This window comes from Vicinamibacterales bacterium (assembly GCA_036496585.1).
Lineage (GTDB): Bacteria > Acidobacteriota > Vicinamibacteria > Vicinamibacterales > 2-12-FULL-66-21 > JAICSD01.
This window is the reverse complement of sequence record DASXLB010000004.1, coordinates 179841-203269: the sequence shown is the minus strand read 5'-3', so window position 1 is coordinate 203269 and position 23429 is coordinate 179841. Positions and strand designations below refer to the sequence as shown.

Sequence of the window (23429 nt, the reverse complement as noted above, 5' to 3'; positions counted from 1 at the left end):
CCAGGACGTGCCGCGTCACACATGCTGACTGGCGAATGACGATGGTCGTCCGTCGTCATTGACATGAAGGTGGTCGAGGCGCGGTTCGTCACGAGCGCGACCGGGGCTGGAGATGTTCCGCACGACGGCGTGCCGCACGTGGCGCTCGTCGGGCGGTCCAATGTCGGGAAATCGTCGTTGATCAACGCGCTCGCGAGGAACCGGTCCCTCGCCCGGACGAGCGCGGCGGCCGGCAAGACGCGGCTCGCGAACCTGTATCGCTTCGAGGTCGATGGCGGCCCTGGCGGTCCAGGCCGCTGGAGCGTGCACCTGGCCGATCTCCCCGGTTATGGGTATGCGCGCGGCGGCCGCGAATCGGTCGAAGAGCTGCGGCGGATCGCGGAAGGATATTTCACGTTCGACGGGATCGCCGGGGTCCTGCATCTCGTCGACGCACGGCACCCGGGACTCGAATCTGATCTGGATGCGGCGGCATGGCTGAAGACACTCCACGTGCAAACGGCGACGGTGGCGACGAAGATCGACAAACTGTCGCGCAGCGAACGGACCAGGAATCTCAAGGACCTGGAACGGCAACTCGGAACAACGGCCGTAACCCCGACAGCGGCGGTCAGCGGCGAAGGACTGGACGATCTGTGGACACTGATAGCAAGACTGAGCAGGCGCAGGCGGTAGCGGAACGACCCGCTCCGGCCAAGGAGGCCAAACCCGAGGCCAAGGCGGAACAACCGGAACAAGCGCCGCCGGCGGCGCCGCGGTCCTCCCCTGGGCCGGAAACCAAGGTCGACCTGGCGACGCTCAAGGAGATGAGCACCCAGGAGCTGACCAAGATCGCCAAGCAGCTCGACGTGCCGGGCGTCACCGGCATGCGCAAGCAGGAGCTGATCTTCCAGATCCTGCGCTGCCGCGCCGAAAAGTCCGGCAACCTCTTCTCCGAGGGGGTGCTCGAAACCCTGCCCGACGGCTTCGGTTTCCTCCGCGCACCGAACTACAACTACCTGCCCGGTCCCGACGACATCTACGTCTCCCCTTCGCAGATTCGCAAGTTCGACCTGCAGACCGGCGACACCGTCAGCGGCCAGATCCGCCAGCCCAAAGAGGGAGAGCGCTACTTCGCGCTGATCAAGGTCGAAGCGGTCAATTTCGAGCCGCCGGACCGCATCCGCGATCGCGTCTTCTTCGAGAACCTGACGCCGCTCTATCCGCAGGAGCGGATCCGGCTCGAGGCCGCGTCCGACAACCTGTCGGCGCGCGTCATGGACCTGATGGTCCCGATCGGCAAGGGGCAGCGCGGGCTGATCGTCGCGCCGCCGCGCACCGGCAAGACGATGCTGCTGCAGAACATCGCCAACAGCATCACCGCCAATCACCCCGAGGTCTACCTCATCGTCCTGCTCATCGACGAGCGGCCTGAAGAAGTCACCGACATGCAGCGGTCGGTGAAGGGCGAGGTCATTTCGTCGACCTTCGACGAGCCGGCCCAGCGCCACGTGCAGGTCGCCGAGATGGTGATCGAGAAGGCCAAGCGCCTCGTCGAGCACAAGAAGGACGTCGTCATCCTGCTCGACTCGGTCACCCGTCTGGCCCGCGCCTACAACACCATCGTGCCGGCGTCGGGCAAGGTGCTGTCGGGCGGCGTCGACAGCAACGCCCTGCAGCGGCCGAAGCGCTTCTTCGGCGCCGCGAGAAACATCGAAGAAGGCGGCTCCCTCACCATCGTCGCGACCGCGCTCATCGATACCGGCTCGCGAATGGACGAAGTGATCTTCGAAGAGTTCAAGGGCACCGGCAACCTCGAGATTCACCTCGACCGCAAGCTCGCCGACCGCCGCGTGTTCCCCGCCATCGACATCCAGAAGAGCGGGACGCGGAAGGAAGAGCTGCTCATCCCGAAAGAGGATCTCAACCGCACGTGGGTCCTGCGCAAGGTGCTCACCCCGCTCTCCCCCGTCGAAGGCATGGAGCTGCTGCTCTCGAAGATGGGCAAGACGAAGAGCAACGCGGAGTTCCTGGGTTCGATGGCCAACGGCAAGTAAGCGATAGCGCGATCGCCAGTGTAGGCCGGGTCCTGTGGGCCCGGCCTTTTTCTATATCCGCGCGGAACCTGCGACCCCCGGCGCCGTATGGTTACTTTAACCACATGGCCGATCCGCGCAATCACCTGCCCCTCAAACCGCTCGACCTCGAGCTGCTCATCGCGCTCGCCGGCGAGGATCGCCACGGATACGGCCTCGTCCAGGCGGTCGCCGAGCACACCGACGGGCTGCTCCAGCTCGACCCGGGCAATCTCTATCGCGTCATCAAGCGGCTGCTCGACGACGGTCTCGTCGCCGAGGCGGGGCACCGGACCGCCGACGAGGCCGCGGCCGAACGGCGCCGCTACTACCGACTCACGCCGCTCGGGGGACGCGTGCTGGCCGCCGAACTGGACCGCTTGCGAGCGCTCGTCAACGCACCCGGCACGAGGGACCTCGCGCGGCGGTGGACGTCGTGACGGCGTTGCGCCTGCGGCGTCGCGCCGAACGGAGCCGGCCGTGATCTTCTCCTGCCTGATCCTGCTCTTTCCGCGCGCCTTCCGCGACGCCTTCGGCGCTGAGATGCGGCAGGTGTTCGAGGCGCAGCTCGCGGCCGCGCGGGCGCGCGGCGGACGGCCGGCGGCGTGGGCGCTGATGGCGAGGACGGCGCCGCGGATGGCGGCGGCCGCCTGGTGCGAATCACGCGACTCGCGCGCCGGTCGGCGCGGACCGCTCGTGCAGTGGACCGATCTCCGCTACACCGTGCGCCGTCTCGCCGCGGCGCCCGGCTTCACGGTCGCCGTCGTTGGCACCCTCGGCCTCTGCATCGGCGCCAATCTGACGATTTTCTCGGTGGTCCACGCCGTGCTCCTGCGGCCGCTCCCGTTCCCGGAACCCGATCGTCTGGTGACGATCTACAACACCTATCCGCGCGCCAACGTGCCGGACGACGGGGCGACGGTCGCGAACTACTACGAACGGCGCGGACGCATTCCGGCGCTGCGCGGCGTATCGCTCTATCGAAACGATGCGGCGATCGTCGGCGACACCGGTCGCACCGAGCGCGAGTTCGTGATGCGCGTGTCGCCAGACTTCTTCGCGACGCTGGGCGTGCGCCTGCTGCTCGGACGGCCGTTCGGTGATGACGAGACCCTCTTCGGCAACGACCGTGTCGTGATCCTGAGCGAGCCCTACTGGCGTCAGCGCTACGCGGCCGACCCTGCCGTCGTTGGACGAGCGATTCGGATCGACGGCGTTCCGTTCATGGTGGTCGGCGTCCTGCCGCCCGACTTCGGGTTCCTGTCGTCGGCGGCCCGCCTCTTCCTGCCGCTGTCGTCGGGCGTCGACGACCGCTCGTCGGCCCGCCGCCACTGGGGCAGTTCGTCGAGCATGGTGGCGCGGCTCGCGCCGGGCGTGTCGCTGAACGAGGCGCAGTCGCAAGTCGACGCGCGAGACGCGGTCATGGAGCGTCAGAATCCGCAAGCCGCCAGGATGGCCGATGCGGGCTATCGCTCGCTGGTCGTGCCGATGCACGCCCGGCACGTCGCCTCGGCGCGTTCCGCCCTCCTGCTGCTGCAGGCTGGGGCAGGCACACTGCTGCTCATCGGGCTGGTCAACGTCGGCAATCTGTTCCTCGTCAGGGCAGGCAGCCGGGCGCGCGAGCTGGCCGTTCGCCGCGCGATCGGTGCGCGCGCATCACATATCGTCGCTGCGGTGCTGGCCGAAACCCTCGTGCTGAGCGCCGCCGGGGCAGCCGTCGGACTTCTCGTAGCGTCTGGCGGTGTCTCGCTGTTCGGACGACTGGGCGCCAGCCGGCTTCCACTGGGCAGCCGCATCGGGCTCGACGCGACGGCGGTGCTGGTCGCGATGGCCGCGGCCGTGGCCATCGCGCTGGTGCTCGGCACGGCGATGGCCCTGCATCATCTGCGCGGCGACGCGCGCCTCGTCCCTCGCTTCGACACGCGAGGCGGGACCGCCGGACCTCGCGCGCGGCGCACGCGCCACGCCATTCTCGTCGCCCAGATCGCGCTCTCGCTGGTGCTCCTGTCGAGCGCGGTGATCGTCGCCTCGAACGTCCGTTCGCTCGAGCGCGTCTCGCCGGGCTTCTCGCCCGATCAGCTGCTCACCGCCCAGGTGTCGCTGCCGTATGCGCGCTATCGGACGAGCGCGTCGCTCGAGTCCTTCCTGGATCGCCTTCACACCAACCTCGCGCGCGTGCCCGGCATCGTCAACGCCGGCATCGCCACGAACATTCCGCTCAGCGGCAGTGCGATCAAGAGCGCCGCGACGATCAACGGACGTTCAGTTCAGCATGGCGAGCCCCCGCACAGCGTCTACACGTACGCCGTGGGCGGCGACTACTTTCCCGCCATGCGCATTCCCGTCCTCGACGGGCGCGCGCTGCTGTCCTCGGACGTCGGCGCCGCCACGCGCGTCTGCGTGGTCGACGAGGATTTCGCGCGGCGCTACTGGCCGGCCGGAGGAGCGCTTGGGCAGCGGCTCTTTCTGGGCGCGTCGGCCGGCAACCGCGACGACGCCTACGCGATCGTCGGTGTCGTCGGGGCCGTGAAACAGGCATCGCTGTCGGAAGCGCCGGGATCCGACGCCGTCTACTACCCGTACAGCAACCGGTTCGATCGGGCGATCTATATCGTGGCCCGGACCACATCGGCTCCGGACACGCTCATTCCGGATCTGCGCCGCGTGATCCGCGAGATCGATCCAGAACTGCCGGTGAACAACGCTCAATCGATGCGCGCGCGGCTGGATACCAGCCTCGCTGGGCAGCGCTCGCCGGCGATGGCGGGCGCGCTGTTCTCCGCCGTCGCGCTGTTGCTGACGCTTCTCGGCACCTACGGCGTCCTGAGCTACGCCGTCACGCAGCGGCGGCGGGAGGTCGGTCTGCGGCTCGCGCTCGGCGCCAGCCCGGAGCAGGTGCGCGGCCAGTTCCTGCGGATGGGGCTGCGCCTGCTGGCGTGGGGACTCGCCGTCGGACTCGTGGGGTCGTGGACCGCCGTCCGGGCGATCCAGGCCACGCTGCCGGGCGTACCACACGCGCCTGCCGGCGCCGTCCTGACGGCCGCGGCGGTCCTGACCATGGTCTGCCTGGCCGCCTGCCTGGCCCCCGCGCGCCGTGCCGGCCGGATTGCGCCGATGGAAGCGCTGGCGCGCGATGCCTGAACGTCGCGTCTCGTCAAGGTGCACCGCCGCGCGCCCAGTGTGTGTCGTGAACGGCGTGAGCCTGGTTCCATAGCGGGGACCTTCGTCCGACGTCGGCCGACGCGTTGGGCATGGCCGTGGTCGCCAGCCGCCGCGGTTGCACTATGATTTCCGGATGCAGGATCGCACGTTCGGGCGCACGGGATGGCGGGTCTCCGAGATCGGCTATGGCATGTGGGGCATGGCCGGCTGGACGGGATCCGACGACGAAGAGTCGTCGCGGTCCCTCGATCGCGCCGTCGAGCTCGGCTGCACGTTCTTCGACACGGCGTGGGCCTACGGCGAGGGACGCAGCGAACGGCTCCTCGGCGCGCTGCTGAAGCGGCACGCCGGCCGGGAGCTTTACGCCGCCACCAAGATTCCGCCGAAGAACCGGCAGTGGCCGGCGCGCGACAGCTACGCGCTGGACGAGGTGTTCCCCGCCGACTACATCCGCGAGTACACCGAAACCAGCCTGCGCAATCTCGGTGTCGAGACGATGGACCTGCAGCAGTTCCACGTCTGGAACGACGCCTGGGCGGCCGACGACCGCTGGCAGCGGGCGGTTTCAGAGCTCAAAGAGCAGAAACTGGTGCGCGCCATCGGCATCAGCATCAATCGCTGGCAGCCGGAGAACGTGCTGCGGACGCTCGCTACCGGCCTCATCGACGCCGTGCAGGTTGTCTACAACGTCTTCGACCAGGCGCCGGAAGACAAGCTGTTTCCGGAATGCCAGCGGCGGAATATCGCCGTCATCGCCCGGGTCCCCTTCGACGAGGGCAGCCTCACCGACACGCTGACCGCCGACGCGCGATGGCCCGAAGGGGACTTCCGGAACATCTACTTTCAGCCGGACAACCTGAAGAACACGCTCGAGCGGGTTGCGGCCCTCAGGCCGGTGGTCCCCGCCGGCATGTCGATGCCGCAACTCGCCTTGCGGCACATCCTGGAGCATCCAGCGGTCAGCACGGTGATTCCCGGGATGCGCAAGCTGCGGCACGTCGAGGCGAACCTGGCGAGCAGCGACGGACACCGGCTTCCCGCCCAGCTCGTCGCGGAGCTGCGCGGCCACCGCTGGGATCGCTGGATCGACATTCCCTGAACCAGCTGGGCGCTATACTCTTGGCTCGACAGGGGTTAGACCGCCTGTGGTATACTGTAGTTTTCCCATAGGGACCAAGGAGCAGGCCGTGAAGGAAGCGATTCACCCCAAGTACTACGACATCGAGGCGCGCTGTGCGTGCGGGGCGACGTGGAAGACCCGCTCGACCAAGTCCGAGCTGCACCTCGAAATCTGCAACAACTGCCATCCGTTCTTCACCGGACGCCAGAAGCTGATCGATACCGAAGGCCGCGTGGATCGATTCACCAAGCGCTTCGGCGCGCAGACCTCGGAAGCGCACAAGGCCGCGGCCGCGGCGGCGAAGACCGCCAAGGCCAAGAAGTCGGCAGCCGCGACGCGGTAAACGCGCTCGTCCCGAACCCCGGCGGTTCGGTCTTTCTGAGACACACGCGACAGCCAGCTATGCAAATAGCTGGCTGTCGCCGTTTGAGGCGATCTTCCGATCCAACCTGGCCAGGCGATGGCGGACGCGCGCGCGGGTCTCGAAGGTTTCGTCGTCGAGGAGCGTGAGCGCAAGATCGCGCGCGCCCTGATAGTCCTTCTCGCGATGCTCGTGGTGAACGGCCAGCGCTTCGGTGGCGAACTGGCGCAGCGTCCGCAGCAGCTCGCTGCGCCCCGGCAGCGTCAGGATCCGCCGCCAGATCTCGGCGGCGTTCGCGAACCGGCGATCGCGCCGCAAGCGCACGCCCAATCGATACAAGGCCTCCCCGCTGACCTCGGCCGGCGCGCCTGGAGCGTCTGCGGCGTGCCGATAGCAGTCGTTCGCGCGATCCAGCACGCCGCCCCGCTCATAGACTTTTCCCAGCGCCAGCGCTTCGGCGGCGTCGCGGCAGCGCGGCGCCCCGTGCTCCACGAGCTCCACTGCATGTGCGGCGACGGCGGCCAGCGACACCAGATCGAGCCGGTTGTGTTCGAGGACCGGCTCCAGCGGTCGGGCGTCGCCGCTGCGCAGGAAACGGAAATAGCGGGCGGGAATCTCCATACCGGGCACGTCGCCGGCCCGCGTCACGTCGCACAGCACGCGTTCGAGGGTGCCGAGACGGCAGCCGCCGGCGTCCTTTGACGCCCGGGACTGCCCCTCGATGCCGGTGTCTGCCGAGCGGCAGCCCCACAGACGCCGGGCCGGATGCAGCATGTCGAAGTGGCGCACCGACCTGAGCGGCATCGGCATGCGGTGGAACATCCAGCGCGTCTCCATCATCGGCACGTCGAACGTCTTGCCGTTGTAGGTCACGAGCAGTGCCGCGGCATCGAAGCACTCGGCGACCGCGCAGAGCAGCGCGCGCTCGCTGGCATAGCTCGCGAGCAGGAACTGCCGCACCTGAAACGCGCCGAGGTCGAACCAGCCGATCCCGACGAGAAACGCCACGGTGCCGGCGCCGCCGCTCAACCCGGTCGTCTCGAGATCGACGAACAGCGTCCGCTCTCCAACGGCGTCGGGCGGCGGCAGGCCAGGGTCGAGCAACCGCAGGAGATCGTCGTCGGCCACCTCGCAATCGCCCACCCGCCGGCAGCCATGCAACCGATCCGACTCATATCGCCGTTCGATCGCCAGGGCCCGACCATAGCGGTTCGACACGACGCGTCCGCCCAGCACGTCGGCGACGCGCTCGAGATCGATGCTGGCCTCGTAGCGGCCGGTGTCGGGCTCGTAGGTGAGCTCGTTTCTCTGCGTCGCGCCGCCGCGTGCGTCGACTCGGTCGTCCGGGCTGCGATCGATCTGCGGCTCGGTTGGGTCCCGAGGTGTCACCGGCGCACCGCCGCTGACGATCCCGCGAAGCCGCGCTTTGAGGTCCATCATCGGGCGGACCCTCGCCGTGCCGCGCCTGTCAAAACGGCACGACCTCCGTCTCGCCCGACGTCAACCGATCGATGATCTCCAGCGCCACGGCTTTGGCGTGGGGACCGGTGTTGCCCTCCGGGCCGACGCACGACGGGCATCCCGACTCGCAAGGACAGGTCCCAACCAACTGTCGCGTGCGATCGAGCAGGGCGCCGTGCATGTCGTACAGCGGGCGGCTGAAACCGATGCCGCCGGGATAGTTGTCGTAGATGAAGATGTTCGGCTCGGCCTGCAGCGCATCGGGCACGCCGCCGCGGCCGCCGGTGCGGGTGACCCGCTCCAGCGAGCCGCCGTCGATCGAGACGCCGACGTCGCCGCGATCGCCCATCAGGAGCAGCTGCGCGACGTGCCGCATCGCGAACGACAGCCCGATCACTCCGTCCCGCCGGTCGTCGGTGGCATAGGGCAGCGCCTGCATGACCGCCGCCGGGATCGTCAGCCAGTACGAAGTCGTGTGCATCTGCTGCTCCGGCAGATCCAGCTCGCCGGAACCGACGTTCTCGTTGGTGTAGAACTTGATCTTCTTGAACCCGACGACGCGCGACACGACGTGGACTTCGCCATGAGAGCGGGTCGCTGGTTGCAGGTCGCTGGTCTCGCACGACACCGAGCTGTCGGCCGTCTCCATCCCCTTCTCGAGTCCTAGGTCCCGCGAGCCGCGACCCGCGAAGGTGTCCAGAATCGTGACCTTCGTATACGTGATCGCGTCGGTGTAGTAATCGCAGTCGACCGCGCGGACGTACGCCTTGCGGCCGTCGAAGTCGAGCCGCTCGACCTGGAACAGCTGGCCCTCGAGCAGGTAGATCGCCTTCTCGTGCAGCATGGCCGGGCCGCTGGTGAAGTCGGTTTCGGCGATGACACGCTCGCCCTGCGTCGTGTCGACCACCACAAAATTGTCCGAAGACACCGAGCGCAGGCTGACGGCATCGGCCGGATAGGACTCGTGCGTCCAGTTCCACTGCCCGTCGGCTGCGTGCACGAATCCTTCCTCGGCGAGCACGGCCAGCACGTCCTGCACGTTTTCGCGACCGAAGGTCTCATCGACCGCGAACGGCAGCTCGAACGCGCCGCACTTCACGTGGTCGAGCAGGATGTGCAGGTTGTCTGGGTTGATCAGCGCGTGCTCGGGCGACGCGTCGAAAAAATAGGCAGGGTGGCGGACGATGAACTGATCGATCGGCGCGCTGCTCGCAACGAGCACGGCGGCCGAGCGCGTCGATCGCCGGCCGGCGCGGCCGGCGCGCTGCCAGGTGGCGGCAATCGTCCCGGGATAGCCCGCCATCACCGAGACGTCGAGCGCGCCGATGTCAATCCCCAGCTCGAGGGCGTTGGTCGAGACGACGGCGCGGACGTTGCCGTCGCGCAGGCCGCGCTCGATTTCGCGCCGCCGGTTCGGCAGATAGCCGCCGCGATAGCCGCGGATCACGTCCGACGCGCCGGGCGGACCCTGATACGCGTCCTTGAGATAGGTCGTCAGGATCTCGGTCGCCAGCCGGCTCTGCGCGAACAGGATCAGCTGCAACTTGTTCTTCAGGAACTCGAGCGCGACGCGGCGCGCTTCCGCCAGGTACGACCGGCGGATGCCGAGCTGAGCGTTGACGACCGGCGGATTCACGAACAGGAAGAACTTCTCGCCGCGCGGCGCGCCGCTCCTCTCGACCAGCTCGCAGGCGCGGGCGGTCAGCCCTTCGGCCAGCTCGCGCGGGTTGGCGATCGTCGCCGATGAGCAGATGAACACCGGATCGGATCCATAGTGCCGGCAGATGCGCTGCAGCCGCCGCACGATGTTCGCGAGGTGGCTGCCGAAGACGCCGCGATACGCGTGCAGCTCGTCGATCACCACGAACTTGAGGTTCTCGAACAGCTTCGCCCAGCGTGGATGGTGCGGCAGGATCCCCGAGTGCAGCATGTCGGGGTTGCTCAACACGACATGCGCCTTGCCGCGGATCGCGCGCCGGGCGTCCGACGGCGTGTCGCCGTCGTAGGTGAAGACGGCGATCTCTGGCGTCTGCGGACCGGAGCTTTCACGCCCGGCATGCATGACCAGCTCGGCGAGCGCGTGCAGTTCGGCGAGCTGATCCTGCGCCAGCGCCTTCGTCGGAAACAGATACAGCGCGCGCGTCGTCGGATCCTTCAGGATCGCGTCGAGCACCGGCGCGTTGTAGCAGAGCGTCTTGCCCGAGGCCGTGGGCGTGATCGTAACGACGCTGCGGCCGGCGAGCACGTGCGCGAACGCCTCGGCCTGGTGCGTATACAGCTGGTCGATGCCGCGCGCCGCCAGCGCGGCCCGCAGGCGAGGATCGGTCTCCTCCGGGAACGGGGCGTAACTGGCCGCAACCGCCGGCAGCCGCCGGCTGGTCGTGACGATCGGGTCCGCTTCGTCGGGCCCGCCGGGCCGGACAGACGTCTGGAGCCGGACCAGCGCCTGCTGCAGGAGCTGGTCCTTGTCACCCCAAACAGCGGGCAGTGCGTTCGACGGCATGGAGGTAACCTGCTGGATCCGCAGGAATTGTGGGTGATCCTAGCAGGTGCGGCGATGGCGATCAAGAGGCGAAAGTCTGGAGGCCGACCAGCCGAATCTATTTCGTCGACGCCGGCGCCAGTTTCTCGCGTGCGAACGCGGCGACGATGCCGCTCAAGCCGATCAGGCCGATGAGATTCGGGAACACCTGCAGCGCGTTCATCAGGTCGCCCCACGCCCAGACGACTTCGACCTTCGTCACCGCGCCGAACGGAATCAGCAGGCAGTAGATCCAGCGATATGGCAGCGTCACCTTGCGGCCCAGCAGGTATTCGAAGAACTGCTCGCCGTAGTAGGCCCAGCCGATGAGCGTCGTGTAGCCGAACAGGAACACACAGAACGCGACGATCCAGCCGCCGACGGTCGGCATCACGGCGTTGAAGCCGGCCGCGACAGCGGCGCTGCTGGTCAGTCCGCTGCCGTGCCAAACGCCGGTCAGGAGGATCGTCATCGCGCTGATCGTCGAGGTCACGAACGACACCGTGAAGACCTCGACGACGGCGTTCAGCCCCTGCATCGTCGGCTGCGTGCTCTTCGCGGTGCCGTAGGCCACGGCGGCGGTCCCGTAGCCGGCCTCGTTCGCATAGATGCCACGCGCGATCCCGTAGCGCATCGCGACGAACAGGCCGAACCCGAGCGCCGACCGTGGCGTCAGCGCTTCATGCCACACCAGCGCCAGGGTGGCGGGGATGCGCGAGAGGTTGGCGCCGATCACGATCAGTCCGCCCACGAGATAGAGGCCGACCTTCAGCGGCGACAGCCGCGCGGCGGCGCGGCCGATCGACTGGATGCCTCCGATAATCACGAGCCACGTGAGCACGGCGACCGCGATGCCGATCGCCCATTTCGGGATGCCGAACACACTGTTGACGACGAGCGCGATCGAATTCGGCTGGGTGAACGGGGTCGTCGTCAGCGCCGCGACGGCGGCGACGAGCGCGAACGTCGTGGCGAGGGACGGCGACCGGAGGCCGTCGCGCAGGTAGTACATCGGCCCGGACAGGACGCTGCCGCCGCGCGTCTCGCGGAACTTCAGCCCGAGCGTCGCCTCGGCGAACTTGATCGCCATCGCGAGAAAGCCGTAGACCCAGATCCAGAACAGCGCCCCGGGGCCGCCCGAGACGATGGCGGTGGCGACGCCGGCGATGTTGCCGGTCCCGATCGACGCACCAAGCGCGGTCATGAACGCCTGAAACGGCGTCAGCGCCCCTGTGGCACCGGCGTCGCGCCGAGTGAAGGCCACGCGCCAGGCCTCGCCAAACCGCCGCACCTGCACGAACCTGGTCGCGACGGTCAGCCACACACCCGCCAGCAAGAGGACGCCGACCACCCACGGCATGAAGAGGGCGTCGGCGACGGGCTGAATCATCGGAATGTGGAAATGTGGAAATGTGGGAATGTGGAGATGCGGGGCAGACTACCAGATTTCAGCACATTCCCACATTCCCACATCTCCACATTTCCAAATCTACAGATTGCTTTTCCCCTGGCAGCCGTCAACCGTGATCGAGGCTCCCGAGATCCACGAGGCGCGTGTCGAGGCCAGGAAGGCGACGACCATGCCGACTTCCTCGGGACGGCCGAAGCGGCCGAACGGCAGATCGCGCTTAAGCATTTCGGCGATCGCGGCGGGATCTGACTGCTGGCGCTTGTGCCAGGAGCCGCCGGGAAAGAGGATCGATCCGGGGGCAACGCTGTTGACGCGGATATTGGCGGGGGCGAGCTGCTGCGCGAGCGCTTTGGCGAGCGACGTTTCGGCGGCCTTGACCGCGTTGTAGGTCATGCGGCCTCCCGACTCGCGTCCCCAGATCGAAGTGATCATGATGATCGCGCCGCCGCCGCGTGCCTTCATGTGGGGCACGGCGAGGCGCGAGGCGCGAATCGCCGGGAACAGCGTCTCGTCGAACGCCGCCTGCCACTCGGCGTCGCTCGTGCCGAGCAGATCCGACCCGGCGGCCCTGCCGACGTTGTTGACGAGGATATCGAGACCGCCGAACGCGTCGACGGCGCGGGCGACGACCAGCTCGATCCCGGCGGCCGTGGTGACGTCAGCCTGCACGGCCGCGATCATGTTCGGCCGGCGCGCCGCCGCCTCGACCTCGAGCGCCGCCTCGGCGAGCGTCTCGGCGCCGCGCGCGCAGATCACGACGCGGCAGCCTTCGGCGACGAGTGCCCGCGCGCTGGCCAGCCCGAGGCCACGGCTCGAGCCGGTCACCACCGCCACTTTGTCGGTAAGTCCCAGGTCCATTGATTGGCGCTCGGGGCCGCCGCTACGCGGCGGTGCCCTCCGGCCCCTCGCTCAGGCTCGCTCCATTACGCGGCCGCCAGGCGCGCCGCTCCATTCCGCGCGCAGTCATACGATCTCACTCGTCAAAGCCCGCGCTTAGGGCGCGCAGTCGCACGATCTTACTCGCCCACGCCGTGGCCGCCGCCGGTCAGATCGTTGAGGCGCCAGTCCATCGGCAGGAAGGTCATCTTCCAGGCGTTGGTGCGGACGAACTCCTTCTCGGAGGGGAGCAGCGACGGCATCAGGAACGCGACCACGGCGCGCTCGACCGGCGAGCGCGCGGCGAACGCGGCGTCGCCCTTGTCGTAGCCGGCGATGAAGGCGGCGTCGTGCCAGCTGATGATCGGCGACACCGCAATCGTGCCGGCCACTCGGTCGAGGCGGTACATGTGCGCGTTCTGCACGAACTCCGTCTGGATGTCGGCGAGCTGCCCGTCAAGCCGTTCGGCGGTGTAGGCCTCGCTACGCAGCCGGCCGCCGCCGATCGCGCCGCGCCCGAGCGCGAAGTAGACGCGCGGCTCCTTGAACTCCGGCAGGATCGTCTTCTCGATCTGATCCAAGGTAACCGTGCGGCCGGCGGCGCGCCAGGTCGCCTTGTCGAACGCCCCTGGAATGTCTGCGATCGTGCCGTGCAGCGGATAGTGGTTGATCACCGTTTCCAGCACGAACGCGTTGTAGGCGTCGAGCCAGAACGCCGTCTGCTGTTTCGGCGGCCATCCTCGATAGGTCGCGTCGGGAACGTTGAGCGACGCCACGTAGCGATCGAGCCGGCCGCGATCGGCCTTCAGCGCGCGGTAGTAGACGAGCCCGTCGCGGACGTCGACATCGAGGATCTGGTCGAACGGCCGGTGCAACGGATCGGCGCCGGCGGCGGGCGTGAACTGCTGAGCCGGAAGCAACGCTGCGATCGCGCAGGCAAGCAGGATCCGCATCCGTCGATCATACTCTCGGCGGCGCCGAGCCTACGCGCGGGCGATCAGGAAGTCGGCGAGGGCGCGCGAGAACGTGTCGGGCTGCTCGAGGTTCGAGAGATGGCCGGCGTGCGGCACGACGGTCAGCGTCGCGCGCGGGATCGCGCGCTGCATCGCGTCGGCGTCGGCCACGGAAGTGATCGCGTCCTCCTTCCCGACCAGCACGAGCGTCCCGCAGGAGATATGCGGCAGGTCGGCGGTCGAGTCGGGGCGATCCATCATCGCGAGAATTGCGGCGTCGATGCCGGCGGGATCGGCGCCTGCGATCGTGTCCCGCACCTGCGCCACGAGCGCGGCGTCCGCGCCGCTCGAGAGCAGTCGCGGCAGCATCTCATCGGCCACCGCGGCCGGCCCGCTGCGTGCCAGCAGCTCGCGCATGCGCACGCGTCCGTCGCGTCCCGCCGGGGTATCGGCCTGGGCGCGCGTGTCCGCGAGCACCAGCCCCGAGAACCGCGCCGACAGCGCCCGATGCAGTGCGAACGCCACGTAGCCCCCCATCGACAACCCGGCGATCACCGCGGCATCGATCTCGAGCGCGTCCATCAGCCCGCCGACGGCCGCGGCGTAAGCATCGAGCCCGCGGCGTCCGCCATCCAGGAAACCGGCGCTGCGGCCGAAGCCCGGAAAGTCGGGCGCGATGAATCGCCATCCGTCCGGGACGCGGGCAAGCTGCGGCAGCCACATGCTCGAGTGCAGCGGAAACGCATGCAGCAGGACGACCGGCCAACCCGCACCCGCTTCGATCCAGGCGATCCGGCCGCCTGGTGTCTCGAGCTCTCTCTCGCGAACCATTGGGGTATCTGCCTTTCGGGGTGCTAAGGGTGCTAAAGGAGCCAAGGGGGCTAAGGGTGCCGGGTGCTAAGGGCGCTAAAGGGGCCAAGGGTGCCGGGTGCGAAGGGTGCTGGTGTGCTCTACACACTGTCGGATTCTTGGCCCCGCACCATGGCACCGTTAGCACCCTTCGCACCAGCACCCTTCGCACTTTTGGCCCCTTTAGCCCCTTTGGCTCCCTCGTCTGGCCCCCTGTGGCTCCCTCGTCTGGCCCTTTCTCTAACGTTTCACCGTCCTGATCTCAAACACCCGTGGCCAGAGCTTGCCGGTCACGAAAAGACGATCGCCGGCCGCGTCGTAGGCGATTCCGTTCAGGACGTCGACGCCGCTGTGCTCGGCCGGCGACAGCAGGCCGGACAAGTCGATCCAGCCGGTCACGCGACCGTCCTTCGGCGAGATCCGCGCGATCCGATCGGTCTGCCAGATGTTGGCGTAGATCTCCCCTTTCACGAACTCGAGCTCGTTCAGATGCTCGACCGGCCCGTTGGCGTCGCGCACCGTGATGCGGCCGCTTTCCTTCAGCGTGGCGGGATCGAGGAACCGCAGCTGGGCGGTGCCGTCGCTCATGATCAAACGCGTGTCGTCGTGCGTCAGGCCCCATCCCTCCCCGGCATAGCTCCAGCGTTTCGTCTGGTCGAACGTCTGCAGGTCGTAGACGAAGCCGACCTCCGATTGCCAGGTGAGCTGAACGATCTGTCCTTTCCAGTCGGTGATCCCCTCGCCGAAATACTCCGGCGCGAGCGGCTTGGTCTGCAGCACTTCGCCGGTCTCGATCTTCACCCTGCGGATCCCGGAGCGGCCGTTCAGCCCGGTCCCCTCGTAGAACACTCCGTCGCGCACAATCAGGCCCTGGGTAAAGGCGTTGTGATCGTGCGGATACGAACGGACGACGGTATAGCCGTAGGTCGGTAGGGGACCGCCGCCGGATCGCTGGGCCGAGAAGAAGCCGATGGCCGCCATTGTGAGGACGAGTGCTCCTTTCATTTTGCTAGCATAAGCCACGGGCGCACGGCCCCCACCAAACCACGTCAAGACTACGGACGAACACGAACACATGCGGATGAAGAGCCGACTCGTCTTTGCCACGCTTCTCGCCGCCGCGGGAGCGGCCGGCTCGCGCCATCTCTCGGCCCAGTCCGCCGCCGGACCGCGGATCACGGTCGCGTTCGCCGCCGGTGCGCATGCCGAGCCGATCACCGGGATGGTCTATGTCGCGATCAGCGCCGACAATCGCACGCCACCGATTCAGCAGACCGATCCGGACGGTGTGCCGCTCTTCTCGAAGTACGTGGAGCAGCTGAAGGCCGGCACACCGGTGGCGTTCGACAGCGGCTACCGCGGCCATCCGCTGGCGAGCCTTCGCGACATCCCCGCCGGCGACTACTGGATCCAGCCGTTCGTGAACGTCTACACGCGGTTCCCGCGGGCCGACGGTCACACGATCTGGATGCACATGGACCAGTGGGAAGGACAGAACTGGAAGCGCTCGCCGGGCAACCTGTACGGCGATCCGGTCAAACTCCACCTCGATCCGTCATCGTCGACGCCGATCGCGCTGGTCGCCGACAAGACGATCGCCCCGATCACGCCGCCGGCCGACACCGCCATGGTGAAGCGGATCAAGATCCAGAGTCAGATCCTGACCAAGTGGTGGGGACAGCCGATCTTCCTGGGGGCGACCGTGCTGCTGCCCAAGGACTACGACCGGCATCCCGACGTCCACTATCCGGTGAACTACATTCAAGGGCATTTCTCGCTCGGCGCGCCCAACGGCTACGGACGCGGCGGCGACTTCGACCGCGCGTGGATGGCCGACGACAGTCCGCGGTTCATCGACGTGACGCTGCAGCACCCGTCGCCGTACTACGACGATTCCTATGGGGTCAATTCGGAGAACAACGGCCCATACGGCGACGCGATCATCCAGGAGCTGATACCGGCCGTGGAAACGCAGTTCCGCGTGATCCGGCAGCCGTGGGCGCGGATGCTCTCGGGGGGCTCGACCGGCGGCTGGATCGCGGCCGCGCACCAGATCTTCTACCCGGATTTCTACGGCGGCTCGTTCGCCAGTTGTCCCGACTCGGTCGATTTCAACTACCACCAGATCGTCAACGTCTACAAGGACGACAACGCCTACTATCTCGATCGCGGCTGGCTGAAGATCGATCGGCCGTCGGAGCGCCGGCCGGACGGCACCGTCGTGATGACGATGAAGGGGGAGAACGACTACGAGCTGACCGTCGGCGACCGATCGCGCAGCGGCGGACAGTGGGACATCTGGGAGGCCACCTACTCACCGGTCGGGGCGGATGGCTACCCGATGCGCATCTGGAACAAGGAAACCGGCGTCATCGATCATCGCGTGGCCGAGAAGTGGAAGACGTACGATCTCCTCGACGTGCTGAAGACGAACTGGGCGTCGCTCGGGCCGAAAATCGGCCACAAGCTCAACGTCTACGTCGGCGACATGGATTCCTACTACCTGAACGACGCCGTCGAGAATCTCAACGCGTTCTGGCAGAAGAACGGAAACCCCGGCGAGATGGGTGAGATCGTCTTCCAGCGGCGGGCGCCGCACTGCTGGGGCCCGCGCGGCGCCGAACTCCTCGGAAAAATGGCCGCCCAGATCGACAAGTACGCGCCGGCGGGCGCCGACAAAACGAGCTGGCGCTATCGGTAGTGTGGAAATTCCAGCTCACTTCTTCCGCGACGCGGAGAAGGTGCCTGCCATCGCGCCGCCGCCGATGTCGACGGTTCCCTTGAGGCTGCCGTCGGGCTGCAGGACGCCACTGTAGACCGCGGCGAGGGCGTTCCCCTCGATGTTCATCGAGACCGTGAGCGTCACCGCGGTGCCGGTGATCTCGCCGGTCAGCGGAAACTTGCCGTATTGCTGGCTGACGTACTCGCCGGTGAGCTTGTTGCCGTCCTGCTTGAGCGAGAAGGTCGGCGTCGCGGTGATCGTGTCGAGTTGCAGCGATGCGTTCCAGTCGCCCGACAGGTCGACCTTCCCGGCCGGCTCTTTCGTGTCCTTGGCTTTCGTGGCTGTCCAGTCGCCCGCCGGACTCCCGCCGGCCGTCATCGTGCCCTTCGCCGAATCGCCGTCGACCGTGCCGGTCATCTCGACCGGGATCGCCTGCCCGTTGGCGCTGTAGTTGAACCAGACCGACAGCGACTTGCCTTTGATCTCCGCCTCGAGAGGGCTCGATCCCTCCTGCGAAGTGATGGTCCCGCTCAGTTTCTCGCCGTCCTTCTGCAGCTTCAGCGTCGCCGGAATGACGCCCTGCTGCGTGTTGAACGACGCGTTCCAGGTTCCAACCGGGTCGGCGGAGGCCGCGGGGGTCTGCGCGGCAGCGCCCGCGACCGTCAGGGCCAGTACCGCGGCGCACGCGAACAACTTCGTCATCATGAAAGCCTCTCCGCGGATGATAATAGCCGCAAATTTCAGTGGAGGTCTCGCGTGAAAAAAATTGTGGCTCTTGCGCTCGTTCTGACGGCCGGGGCGTTCGGCGCCGGCTACGCGACTGCCGCCGCGGCGGCGGTCAAAACCTACCAGGTCACCGGCCCGGTCATCGAAGCCCGGTCCGACGCCATCGTGGTGAAGAAAGGCACGGACAACTGGGAAATCGCCCGCGACGCCACGACCAAGCTCACCGGCAGTGAGCCCAAAGCCGGAGACAAGGTGACGGTGACCTACCGGATGACCGCAACCGGCATCGAGGCGAAGCCCGCAGCGGCCAAAGCGCCCGCGAAAAAGAAGTAGGGCGGAGGGAGGGGCGGGAAGCGGCTAAGGGTGCTAAGGGTGCTAAGGGCGGGTGAAGGGGCCAAGGGGGCCAAAGGCGCCAAAGGTGCTAAGGGTGCTGGTGCCAAGGGTGCGAAGAGTGCCAAAGGGGGCAGGTGCCGGGGGTGCACTCTTGGCACCGGCACCTTCAGCACCCTAGCACTCTTTGCACCAGCACCCTTGGCACCTTTGGCGCCCTTAGCACCCTTGGCACCTTCAGCGCCCCCGCTCACCCCCCGCTATCTCTCCCCCAGCCACCTGTCCTGCGCCACCTGCACCGGCTTGCTGAACTTCTTCCCCCCGACGTCGAGCGTCACGACATACGTGCCGGGCTCGACGGCGGCGGCGCCGCCGCGGCCGCCACCGAAGCCGGCCGGCGCCGGCGCCGGCTGTGGCGCCAGGTTCCACATCACGCGGTTGATGCCCGCGGTCTTCGGACCATCGAGTGTTCTGATGACGCGGCCGTTGACGTCGGCGATCGTGATCTTGACGTCGCCCGCCGCGGCCGACTTCAGGTAGTAGTTGATGGCCGCACCGCGCGGCGCGTTCTCGCCGATGAACACCTTCTGCCCGCCCACCTGCTGGTTGTTCTGTTGATCGTTGACCCAGGCGACCGCCGGACGGATGTCGAACAGCGTCGCATCCGATTCCCGCACCGCCGGCGTCAGTTGCTGCAGCGGGGAAATGTCGTCGGCAATCCACACGCTGCGACCGTGCGAGGCCACGATCAGGTCGTTCTCGCGCGGATGGACGAGAATGTCGTCGGTACGCACGGTCGGATAGCCGTTCATGAACCGCTGCCAGCTCTTGCCGGCGTCGAGCGACAGGAACAGTCCGAACTCGGTCCCCACGTAGAGCAGATCCTTGTTCTTCGGATCCTCGCGGATGACCTGCACGTTGCCGTACTGCGGCAGGCCGCCGCCGAGACTCTGGAACGTCTTGCCGAAATCGTGCGTGACGAACGCATAGGGCTTCAGGTCATCGCTGCGATGTCCGTCGACCGCCACATACGCCGTGGCCTGATCGAAGTGCGATGCGTCTATACGCGAGATCCAGTACCAGTTGTCCTTCGGGAGTCCCGGTATGTTCTTTCCCACCTCGGTAAACGTCAGACCGCCGTCCCGGCTCACCTGCAGGTTGCCATCGTCGGTTCCGGCCCAGACGACGCCTGGCATCACCGGCGACTCCGAAATGCTGATGATCGTGCTGTAGGCCACCACACCGTCGTTTTTCGAGAGCTGTGAGTAGTTGCCGGGCACTTCCATGACCGGCACCTTGTCGCGATCGACGTTCTTCGTGAGGTCCTCACTCGCGACCCACGTGTCGCCCTGGTTGTACGACTTGAACAGCCGGTTGCCGCCCAGCCACACGATCTTCGGATTGTGCGGCGACATGATCACCGGCGTGTTCCAGTTGAAACGGTAGACGTCACCCTGCGCAGCGTTCAACACGTTGGGCGGACCGCCGCGCCCGCCGAATCCGCCGGCGCCGCCAACCTGCACGGGAGGCGCCGCGGGTGTCCCCGGAACCGCACCCGACTGCGCTTCCGGCGTCGCGGCGGCGGCCGTCGGCGCGGCGGCAGCCGTCGGCGCGTTGCCGCCCCGCCCGCGTCCGCCGCGTCCGCCGGGAGCGACCGGACGGATGCTCCGTCCGCGTCCTCCCTCTGCGAGGTTGTAGCGGTTCGTCGCACCGTCCTGCGACTCGGTGATGACGATGTTGTAGTCGGTCGGATCGACGGCCGTATAGAAACCGTCACCGCCGCCGATGCCGAACCAGTGCGAGTTCATGATCCCGCCGCGGCCGCGCACCGCGCTTGGACCGCCCCAGCTGCCGTTGTCCTGCAGCCCGATATAGACGTAGTAGGGATGGCGCATGTCGGCGGTGACGACATACGCAAGGGCGGTGGCCATGGTGTTGACGAAGTCCCAGGTCTTCCCCTGATCCCAGCTGACGTCGAGGCCGCCGTCGTTTCCTTCCATGATGTGCCTGGAGTTCTTCGGATCGATCCAGATCGCATGCTGATCGACGTGGCCCGGCTCGCCGTAGCCGCCGGCCTCGTCGAGCGTCGCGAACGTCCTGCCGCCGTCGAGCGATTTGGCAACCGGCAGGCCGGCGACATAAATGATCTTGTCGTTCGAGGGATCGACGCGGAGCTGGCTGAAGTACATCGGACGCGAGTTGCAGTTGCTCAGGAGCGTCCACGTCTTTCCCTTGTCGTCCGAGCGGAGCACGCCGCCGGTCTTGGGATCGAGCGTCGGCGGCACGCGCGGCTCGCTCGGTGCGGCCGGCGGCTGCTGTCCGAATCCGCCGCGGCCGATCGGCCAGCCCTTGCCAGGCCCGGCGGTGTTGCACCAGTCGAACTGATTTCCACGGCCGCCCCCGCCTCCGCCTGCGACGGGAGCTTGCGCTGGCGCCGCAGCCTGTGGCGCGGCGCCGCCCCGCTGTCCTCGACCGGGGGGCGCCCCTGGCTGGCCAGGCTGTGGAACGGCGGCCGCTCCCGCCGGAGTCGCTTCACTCGCTGCCGCGAGATCGTCCCCCGGACCAGTGCGAATCGGCTTGCCGACGTCGCCCGCTTCGATCTGCGCGTAGACGACGTTGGGATTCGAACGCGAGACGTCGAGCGCAATGCGGCCGTAGGTGCCCGGCGGCAGGCCGTTGCCGGTCAGCCGCGTCCACGACTTGCCGGCGTCGGCCGACTTCCAGAGACCGCTGCTCGAGCCGCCGCCGTTGAAGCAGCACCCCTGCCGGCGGCGCTGATAGCTGGCCGCGTAGACGACGTTGCTGTTCGACGGATCGAGCGCGAGGTCGGTGAAGCCGGTGTCCTGGTCGATGAACTTGACGAGGGCCCACGTCTTGCCGCCGTCGGTCGTCTTGTAGACGCCGCGCTCCTTGTTGGGACCGAAGAGGTGGCCGATCGCGGCGACGTAGACCGTGTCGGGATTCCTGGGATCGATCACGATGCGCGCGATCGACTGCGTCTCCTTCAAGCCGACATTCGTGAAGGTCTTGCCGCCGTCGGTCGTCTTGTAGATGCCGTCGCCGAACGACGAGGTCTGCCGGTTGTTCGACTCGCCGGTCCCGATGTAGACGATGTTGGGATCGCGCGGATGAATCGCGATGTCGCCGATCGAGGCGGTGCCCGAGGTCTGGAACACCGGCTCGAAGGTGACGCCGTTGTTGTCCGACTTGAACACGCCCCCGACCGCATAGCCGAGGTAGATGACGTTCGGATCCGACTCGGAGACCGCGATGTCGTCGATCCGGCCACCCATGCTTGCCGGACCGATCGAGCGGAACCGGAAGCTGCGCAGGATCGGGTCATCCGACTGATTGATGGCCGGCGGAGCCGCCGCGGCTGCCGGCGCCGTCTGCACGGCGGCGGCCTGCGGCGTCTGCGCGGCGGCCTGCGGTGCCTGCGCCGAGGGCCGCACGGCGAAGCCGGAAATCCCGAACGCTGCCAGCGCCAGCGCGAGCGATGCGCCGCGAGTTAAACGGTTGGTATGCACTGTCATAGGAGGCCTTTGTCCGAAACCATCACGACTATATCGTGTCAACTACGACCAGTCGTCGCTGGTTGCTTACCCGACGTGACGTCCGGGACCGGGTCGGGATTCTGCTAGGATTCGCAGGCGGGGTCCCTGAGTGTCCAGACTGACGAAACGCTTCTCGATCGCGGTGTCTTTGGTCGTCACGTTCGCGGCGTTCCCGACATCGTGTATCCACCATCCGGCCCAGTCCGCGCCGGCCGCGCCGCCCGCCGCAGGATCCGCATCGACGCCGGCCCCCACCGCCGACACCGCACCCGTTGCCGCGCCGGCAAAAACAGGCCTGCCGGATCGCTTGACCGATGCGCAGTTCTGGGAGCTTTCGCAGAGTCTGTCGGAGCCGAACGGCAGCTTCCGATCCGACAATCTGCTCTCCAACGAGGTCTGGCTGCAGTATGTGATCCCGGATCTGGTCGGTTACAACCATCCCGGACGCGTCTACATGGGCGTCGGACCGGAACAGAACTTCACCTACATCACCGCCCTCAAGCCCGCGATGGTGTTCATCGTCGACGTCCGCCGCGGCAATCTCGATCTGCATCTCATGTACAAGGCGCTGTTCGATCTGTCGAGCGATCGCGGCGAGTTCCTCTCGAAGCTGTTCTCGCGGCCGCGCCCGGACGGGCTGACGAAGGACGCGAGCGCCGAGGATCTGTTCCGCGCCTTCTCCGCGTCTCCGGTCATCCCGGCGGAGGAACCGCTGCCGCCGCTGTTCGAGGCGAACTTCAACGCGATCATCGACGACCTGAAGGTGAAGCACCACCTGCCGCTGCTCGACGAGGATGTGACGGGCATCAGGTACGTCTACGAGTATTTCGGGCACTACGGCTCAGAGCTGACCTACTGGATGTCGGGCGGTTTCGGCGGCCGCGGCGGCGGCTTCCGCAACTCTCCGACCTATGGCGATCTGATGGTCGCTACCGACGGGAGCGGCGTCCTGCGCAGCTATCTGGCCACTGACGAGAACTGGAGCGTGCTGAAGGCGCTCGAAACGAAGAATCTGCTCGTGCCGATCGTCGGCAATTTCGCCGGTCCGAAGGCGCTCCGGTCGGTCGGCGCCTGGCTGCGGCAGCGCCACGCGACGGTATCGGCGTTCTACCTGTCGAACGTCGAGCAGTACCTGAACATGGACGGCATCTGGATGGACTTCTGCCGCAACTCGCTGGAACTGCCGATCGACGACGACAGCCAGTTCATCCGATCGTATCGGGGCGGCGGTGGCTACGGCGGCGGTGGCTTCGGCGGCGGCAGCCTGAGCCAGGGGATCTTCCCGATGGCCGCCGACCTCAAGCAGTGCGCCGGCGCGGTGCACTGAGA

At 67.3% G+C, this 23429-nt stretch carries 17 protein-coding genes and 1 pseudogene; 9 read left to right on the top strand and 9 right to left on the bottom strand.

Annotated features, from left to right (window positions below; all coding sequences use genetic code 11):
• Nucleotides 1–63 precede the first annotated feature (63 nt).
• The 6 genes and pseudogenes from yihA (at nt 64) to rpmE (ending at nt 6601) form a co-directional block, all read left to right on the top strand.
• Nucleotides 64–675, top strand: coding sequence for a ribosome biogenesis GTP-binding protein YihA/YsxC (gene yihA, locus VGI12_01385; protein HEY2431295.1), 612 nt, complete (start codon nt 64–66; stop codon nt 673–675).
• Nucleotides 636–2036, top strand: a complete 1401-nt coding sequence (rho, locus tag VGI12_01380; protein HEY2431294.1) for a transcription termination factor Rho — start codon at nt 636–638, stop codon at nt 2034–2036. The genes yihA and rho overlap by 40 nt, the downstream gene beginning before the upstream one ends.
• Before the next feature lie 104 nt (nt 2037–2140).
• The gene (locus tag VGI12_01375; protein ID HEY2431293.1) at nt 2141–2494 is read left to right on the top strand and encodes a PadR family transcriptional regulator; all 354 of its coding nucleotides are present in this window, start codon (nt 2141–2143) and stop codon (nt 2492–2494) included.
• Nucleotides 2495–2534: 40 nt separating this feature from the next.
• Complete coding sequence (locus VGI12_01370) at nt 2535–5195, top strand: ABC transporter permease (protein ID HEY2431292.1); 2661 nt, start codon at nt 2535–2537, stop codon at nt 5193–5195.
• Between the two features lie 154 nt (nt 5196–5349).
• Nucleotides 5350–6315, top strand: coding sequence for an aldo/keto reductase (locus tag VGI12_01365; GenBank protein HEY2431291.1), 966 nt, complete (start codon nt 5350–5352; stop codon nt 6313–6315).
• A gap of 88 nt (nt 6316–6403) precedes the next feature.
• Nucleotides 6404–6601, top strand: a pseudogene (gene rpmE, locus VGI12_01360) (50S ribosomal protein L31).
• Between the two features lie 135 nt (nt 6602–6736).
• On the opposite strand, the gene VGI12_01355 reads toward rpmE, so the two are convergent.
• From VGI12_01355 to VGI12_01325, 7 genes are all read right to left on the bottom strand, one after another.
• Entirely contained in the window at nt 6737–8137 is a 1401-nt protein-coding gene (locus VGI12_01355) for a ribonuclease H-like domain-containing protein (GenBank protein ID HEY2431290.1), read from the bottom strand.
• A 28-nt stretch (nt 8138–8165) separates the two neighbouring features.
• Nucleotides 8166–10661, bottom strand: coding sequence for a DEAD/DEAH box helicase (locus VGI12_01350; GenBank protein ID HEY2431289.1), 2496 nt, complete (start codon nt 10659–10661; stop codon nt 8166–8168).
• A 97-nt stretch (nt 10662–10758) separates the two neighbouring features.
• Nucleotides 10759–12069: an amino acid carrier protein gene (locus VGI12_01345; protein HEY2431288.1), complete on the bottom strand. Its 1311-nt coding sequence runs from the start codon at nt 12067–12069 to the stop codon at nt 10759–10761.
• Nucleotides 12070–12168: 99 nt separating this feature from the next.
• Complete coding sequence (locus VGI12_01340) at nt 12169–12948, bottom strand: SDR family oxidoreductase (protein ID HEY2431287.1); 780 nt, start codon at nt 12946–12948, stop codon at nt 12169–12171.
• A 158-nt stretch (nt 12949–13106) separates the two neighbouring features.
• Nucleotides 13107–13919, bottom strand: a complete 813-nt coding sequence (locus tag VGI12_01335; protein HEY2431286.1) for a DUF547 domain-containing protein — start codon at nt 13917–13919, stop codon at nt 13107–13109.
• Nucleotides 13920–13949: 30 nt separating this feature from the next.
• Complete coding sequence (locus VGI12_01330) at nt 13950–14750, bottom strand: alpha/beta fold hydrolase (GenBank protein HEY2431285.1); 801 nt, start codon at nt 14748–14750, stop codon at nt 13950–13952.
• A 258-nt stretch (nt 14751–15008) separates the two neighbouring features.
• Entirely contained in the window at nt 15009–15773 is a 765-nt protein-coding gene (locus tag VGI12_01325) for a glutaminyl-peptide cyclotransferase (GenBank protein ID HEY2431284.1), read from the bottom strand.
• A gap of 76 nt (nt 15774–15849) precedes the next feature.
• Here VGI12_01325 and VGI12_01320 point away from each other — a divergent pair, with 76 nt between their 5' ends.
• On the top strand, nt 15850–17469 hold the full coding sequence (locus tag VGI12_01320) for an alpha/beta hydrolase-fold protein (GenBank protein ID HEY2431283.1): 1620 nt from the start codon (nt 15850–15852) through the stop codon (nt 17467–17469).
• Between the two features lie 15 nt (nt 17470–17484).
• Here the strand turns inward: VGI12_01320 and VGI12_01315 are convergent, their stop codons facing one another.
• The gene (locus VGI12_01315) at nt 17485–18192 is read right to left on the bottom strand and encodes a hypothetical protein (GenBank protein HEY2431282.1); all 708 of its coding nucleotides are present in this window, start codon (nt 18190–18192) and stop codon (nt 17485–17487) included.
• Nucleotides 18193–18246: 54 nt separating this feature from the next.
• On the opposite strand from VGI12_01315, the gene VGI12_01310 reads away from it, so the two are divergent.
• Entirely contained in the window at nt 18247–18549 is a 303-nt protein-coding gene (locus tag VGI12_01310) for a hypothetical protein (protein HEY2431281.1), read from the top strand.
• Between the two features lie 257 nt (nt 18550–18806).
• Here VGI12_01310 and VGI12_01305 read toward each other — a convergent pair whose 3' ends face one another.
• Nucleotides 18807–22079 carry a hypothetical protein gene (locus VGI12_01305; GenBank protein HEY2431280.1) on the bottom strand — a complete coding sequence of 1091 codons (3273 nt, stop codon included), beginning with the start codon at nt 22077–22079 and terminating at the stop codon, nt 18807–18809.
• Between the two features lie 130 nt (nt 22080–22209).
• Here VGI12_01305 and VGI12_01300 point away from each other — a divergent pair, with 130 nt between their 5' ends.
• Nucleotides 22210–23427: a hypothetical protein gene (locus tag VGI12_01300; protein ID HEY2431279.1), complete on the top strand. Its 1218-nt coding sequence runs from the start codon at nt 22210–22212 to the stop codon at nt 23425–23427.
• Nucleotides 23428–23429 lie beyond the last annotated feature (2 nt).

Bases quoted from the DNA above. Each gene is read 5' to 3' on its own strand.
- yihA (HEY2431295.1), top strand. From the start codon at position 64: ATGAAGGTGGTCGAGGCGCGGTTCGTCACGAGCGCGACCGGGGCTGGA.
- VGI12_01375 (HEY2431293.1), top strand. From the start codon at position 2,141: ATGGCCGATCCGCGCAATCACCTGCCCCTCAAACCGCTCGACCTCGAG.
- VGI12_01365 (HEY2431291.1), top strand. From the start codon at position 5,350: ATGCAGGATCGCACGTTCGGGCGCACGGGATGGCGGGTCTCCGAGATC.
- VGI12_01355 (HEY2431290.1), bottom strand. From the start codon at position 8,137: ATGATGGACCTCAAAGCGCGGCTTCGCGGGATCGTCAGCGGCGGTGCG.
- VGI12_01350 (HEY2431289.1), bottom strand. From the start codon at position 10,661: ATGCCGTCGAACGCACTGCCCGCTGTTTGGGGTGACAAGGACCAGCTC.
- VGI12_01345 (HEY2431288.1), bottom strand. From the start codon at position 12,069: ATGATTCAGCCCGTCGCCGACGCCCTCTTCATGCCGTGGGTGGTCGGC.
- VGI12_01340 (HEY2431287.1), bottom strand. From the start codon at position 12,948: ATGGACCTGGGACTTACCGACAAAGTGGCGGTGGTGACCGGCTCGAGC.
- VGI12_01335 (HEY2431286.1), bottom strand. From the start codon at position 13,919: ATGCGGATCCTGCTTGCCTGCGCGATCGCAGCGTTGCTTCCGGCTCAG.
- VGI12_01330 (HEY2431285.1), bottom strand. From the start codon at position 14,750: ATGGTTCGCGAGAGAGAGCTCGAGACACCAGGCGGCCGGATCGCCTGG.
- VGI12_01325 (HEY2431284.1), bottom strand. From the start codon at position 15,773: ATGAAAGGAGCACTCGTCCTCACAATGGCGGCCATCGGCTTCTTCTCG.
- VGI12_01320 (HEY2431283.1), top strand. From the start codon at position 15,850: ATGAAGAGCCGACTCGTCTTTGCCACGCTTCTCGCCGCCGCGGGAGCG.
- VGI12_01315 (HEY2431282.1), bottom strand. From the start codon at position 18,192: ATGACGAAGTTGTTCGCGTGCGCCGCGGTACTGGCCCTGACGGTCGCG.
- VGI12_01305 (HEY2431280.1), bottom strand. From the start codon at position 22,079: ATGACAGTGCATACCAACCGTTTAACTCGCGGCGCATCGCTCGCGCTG.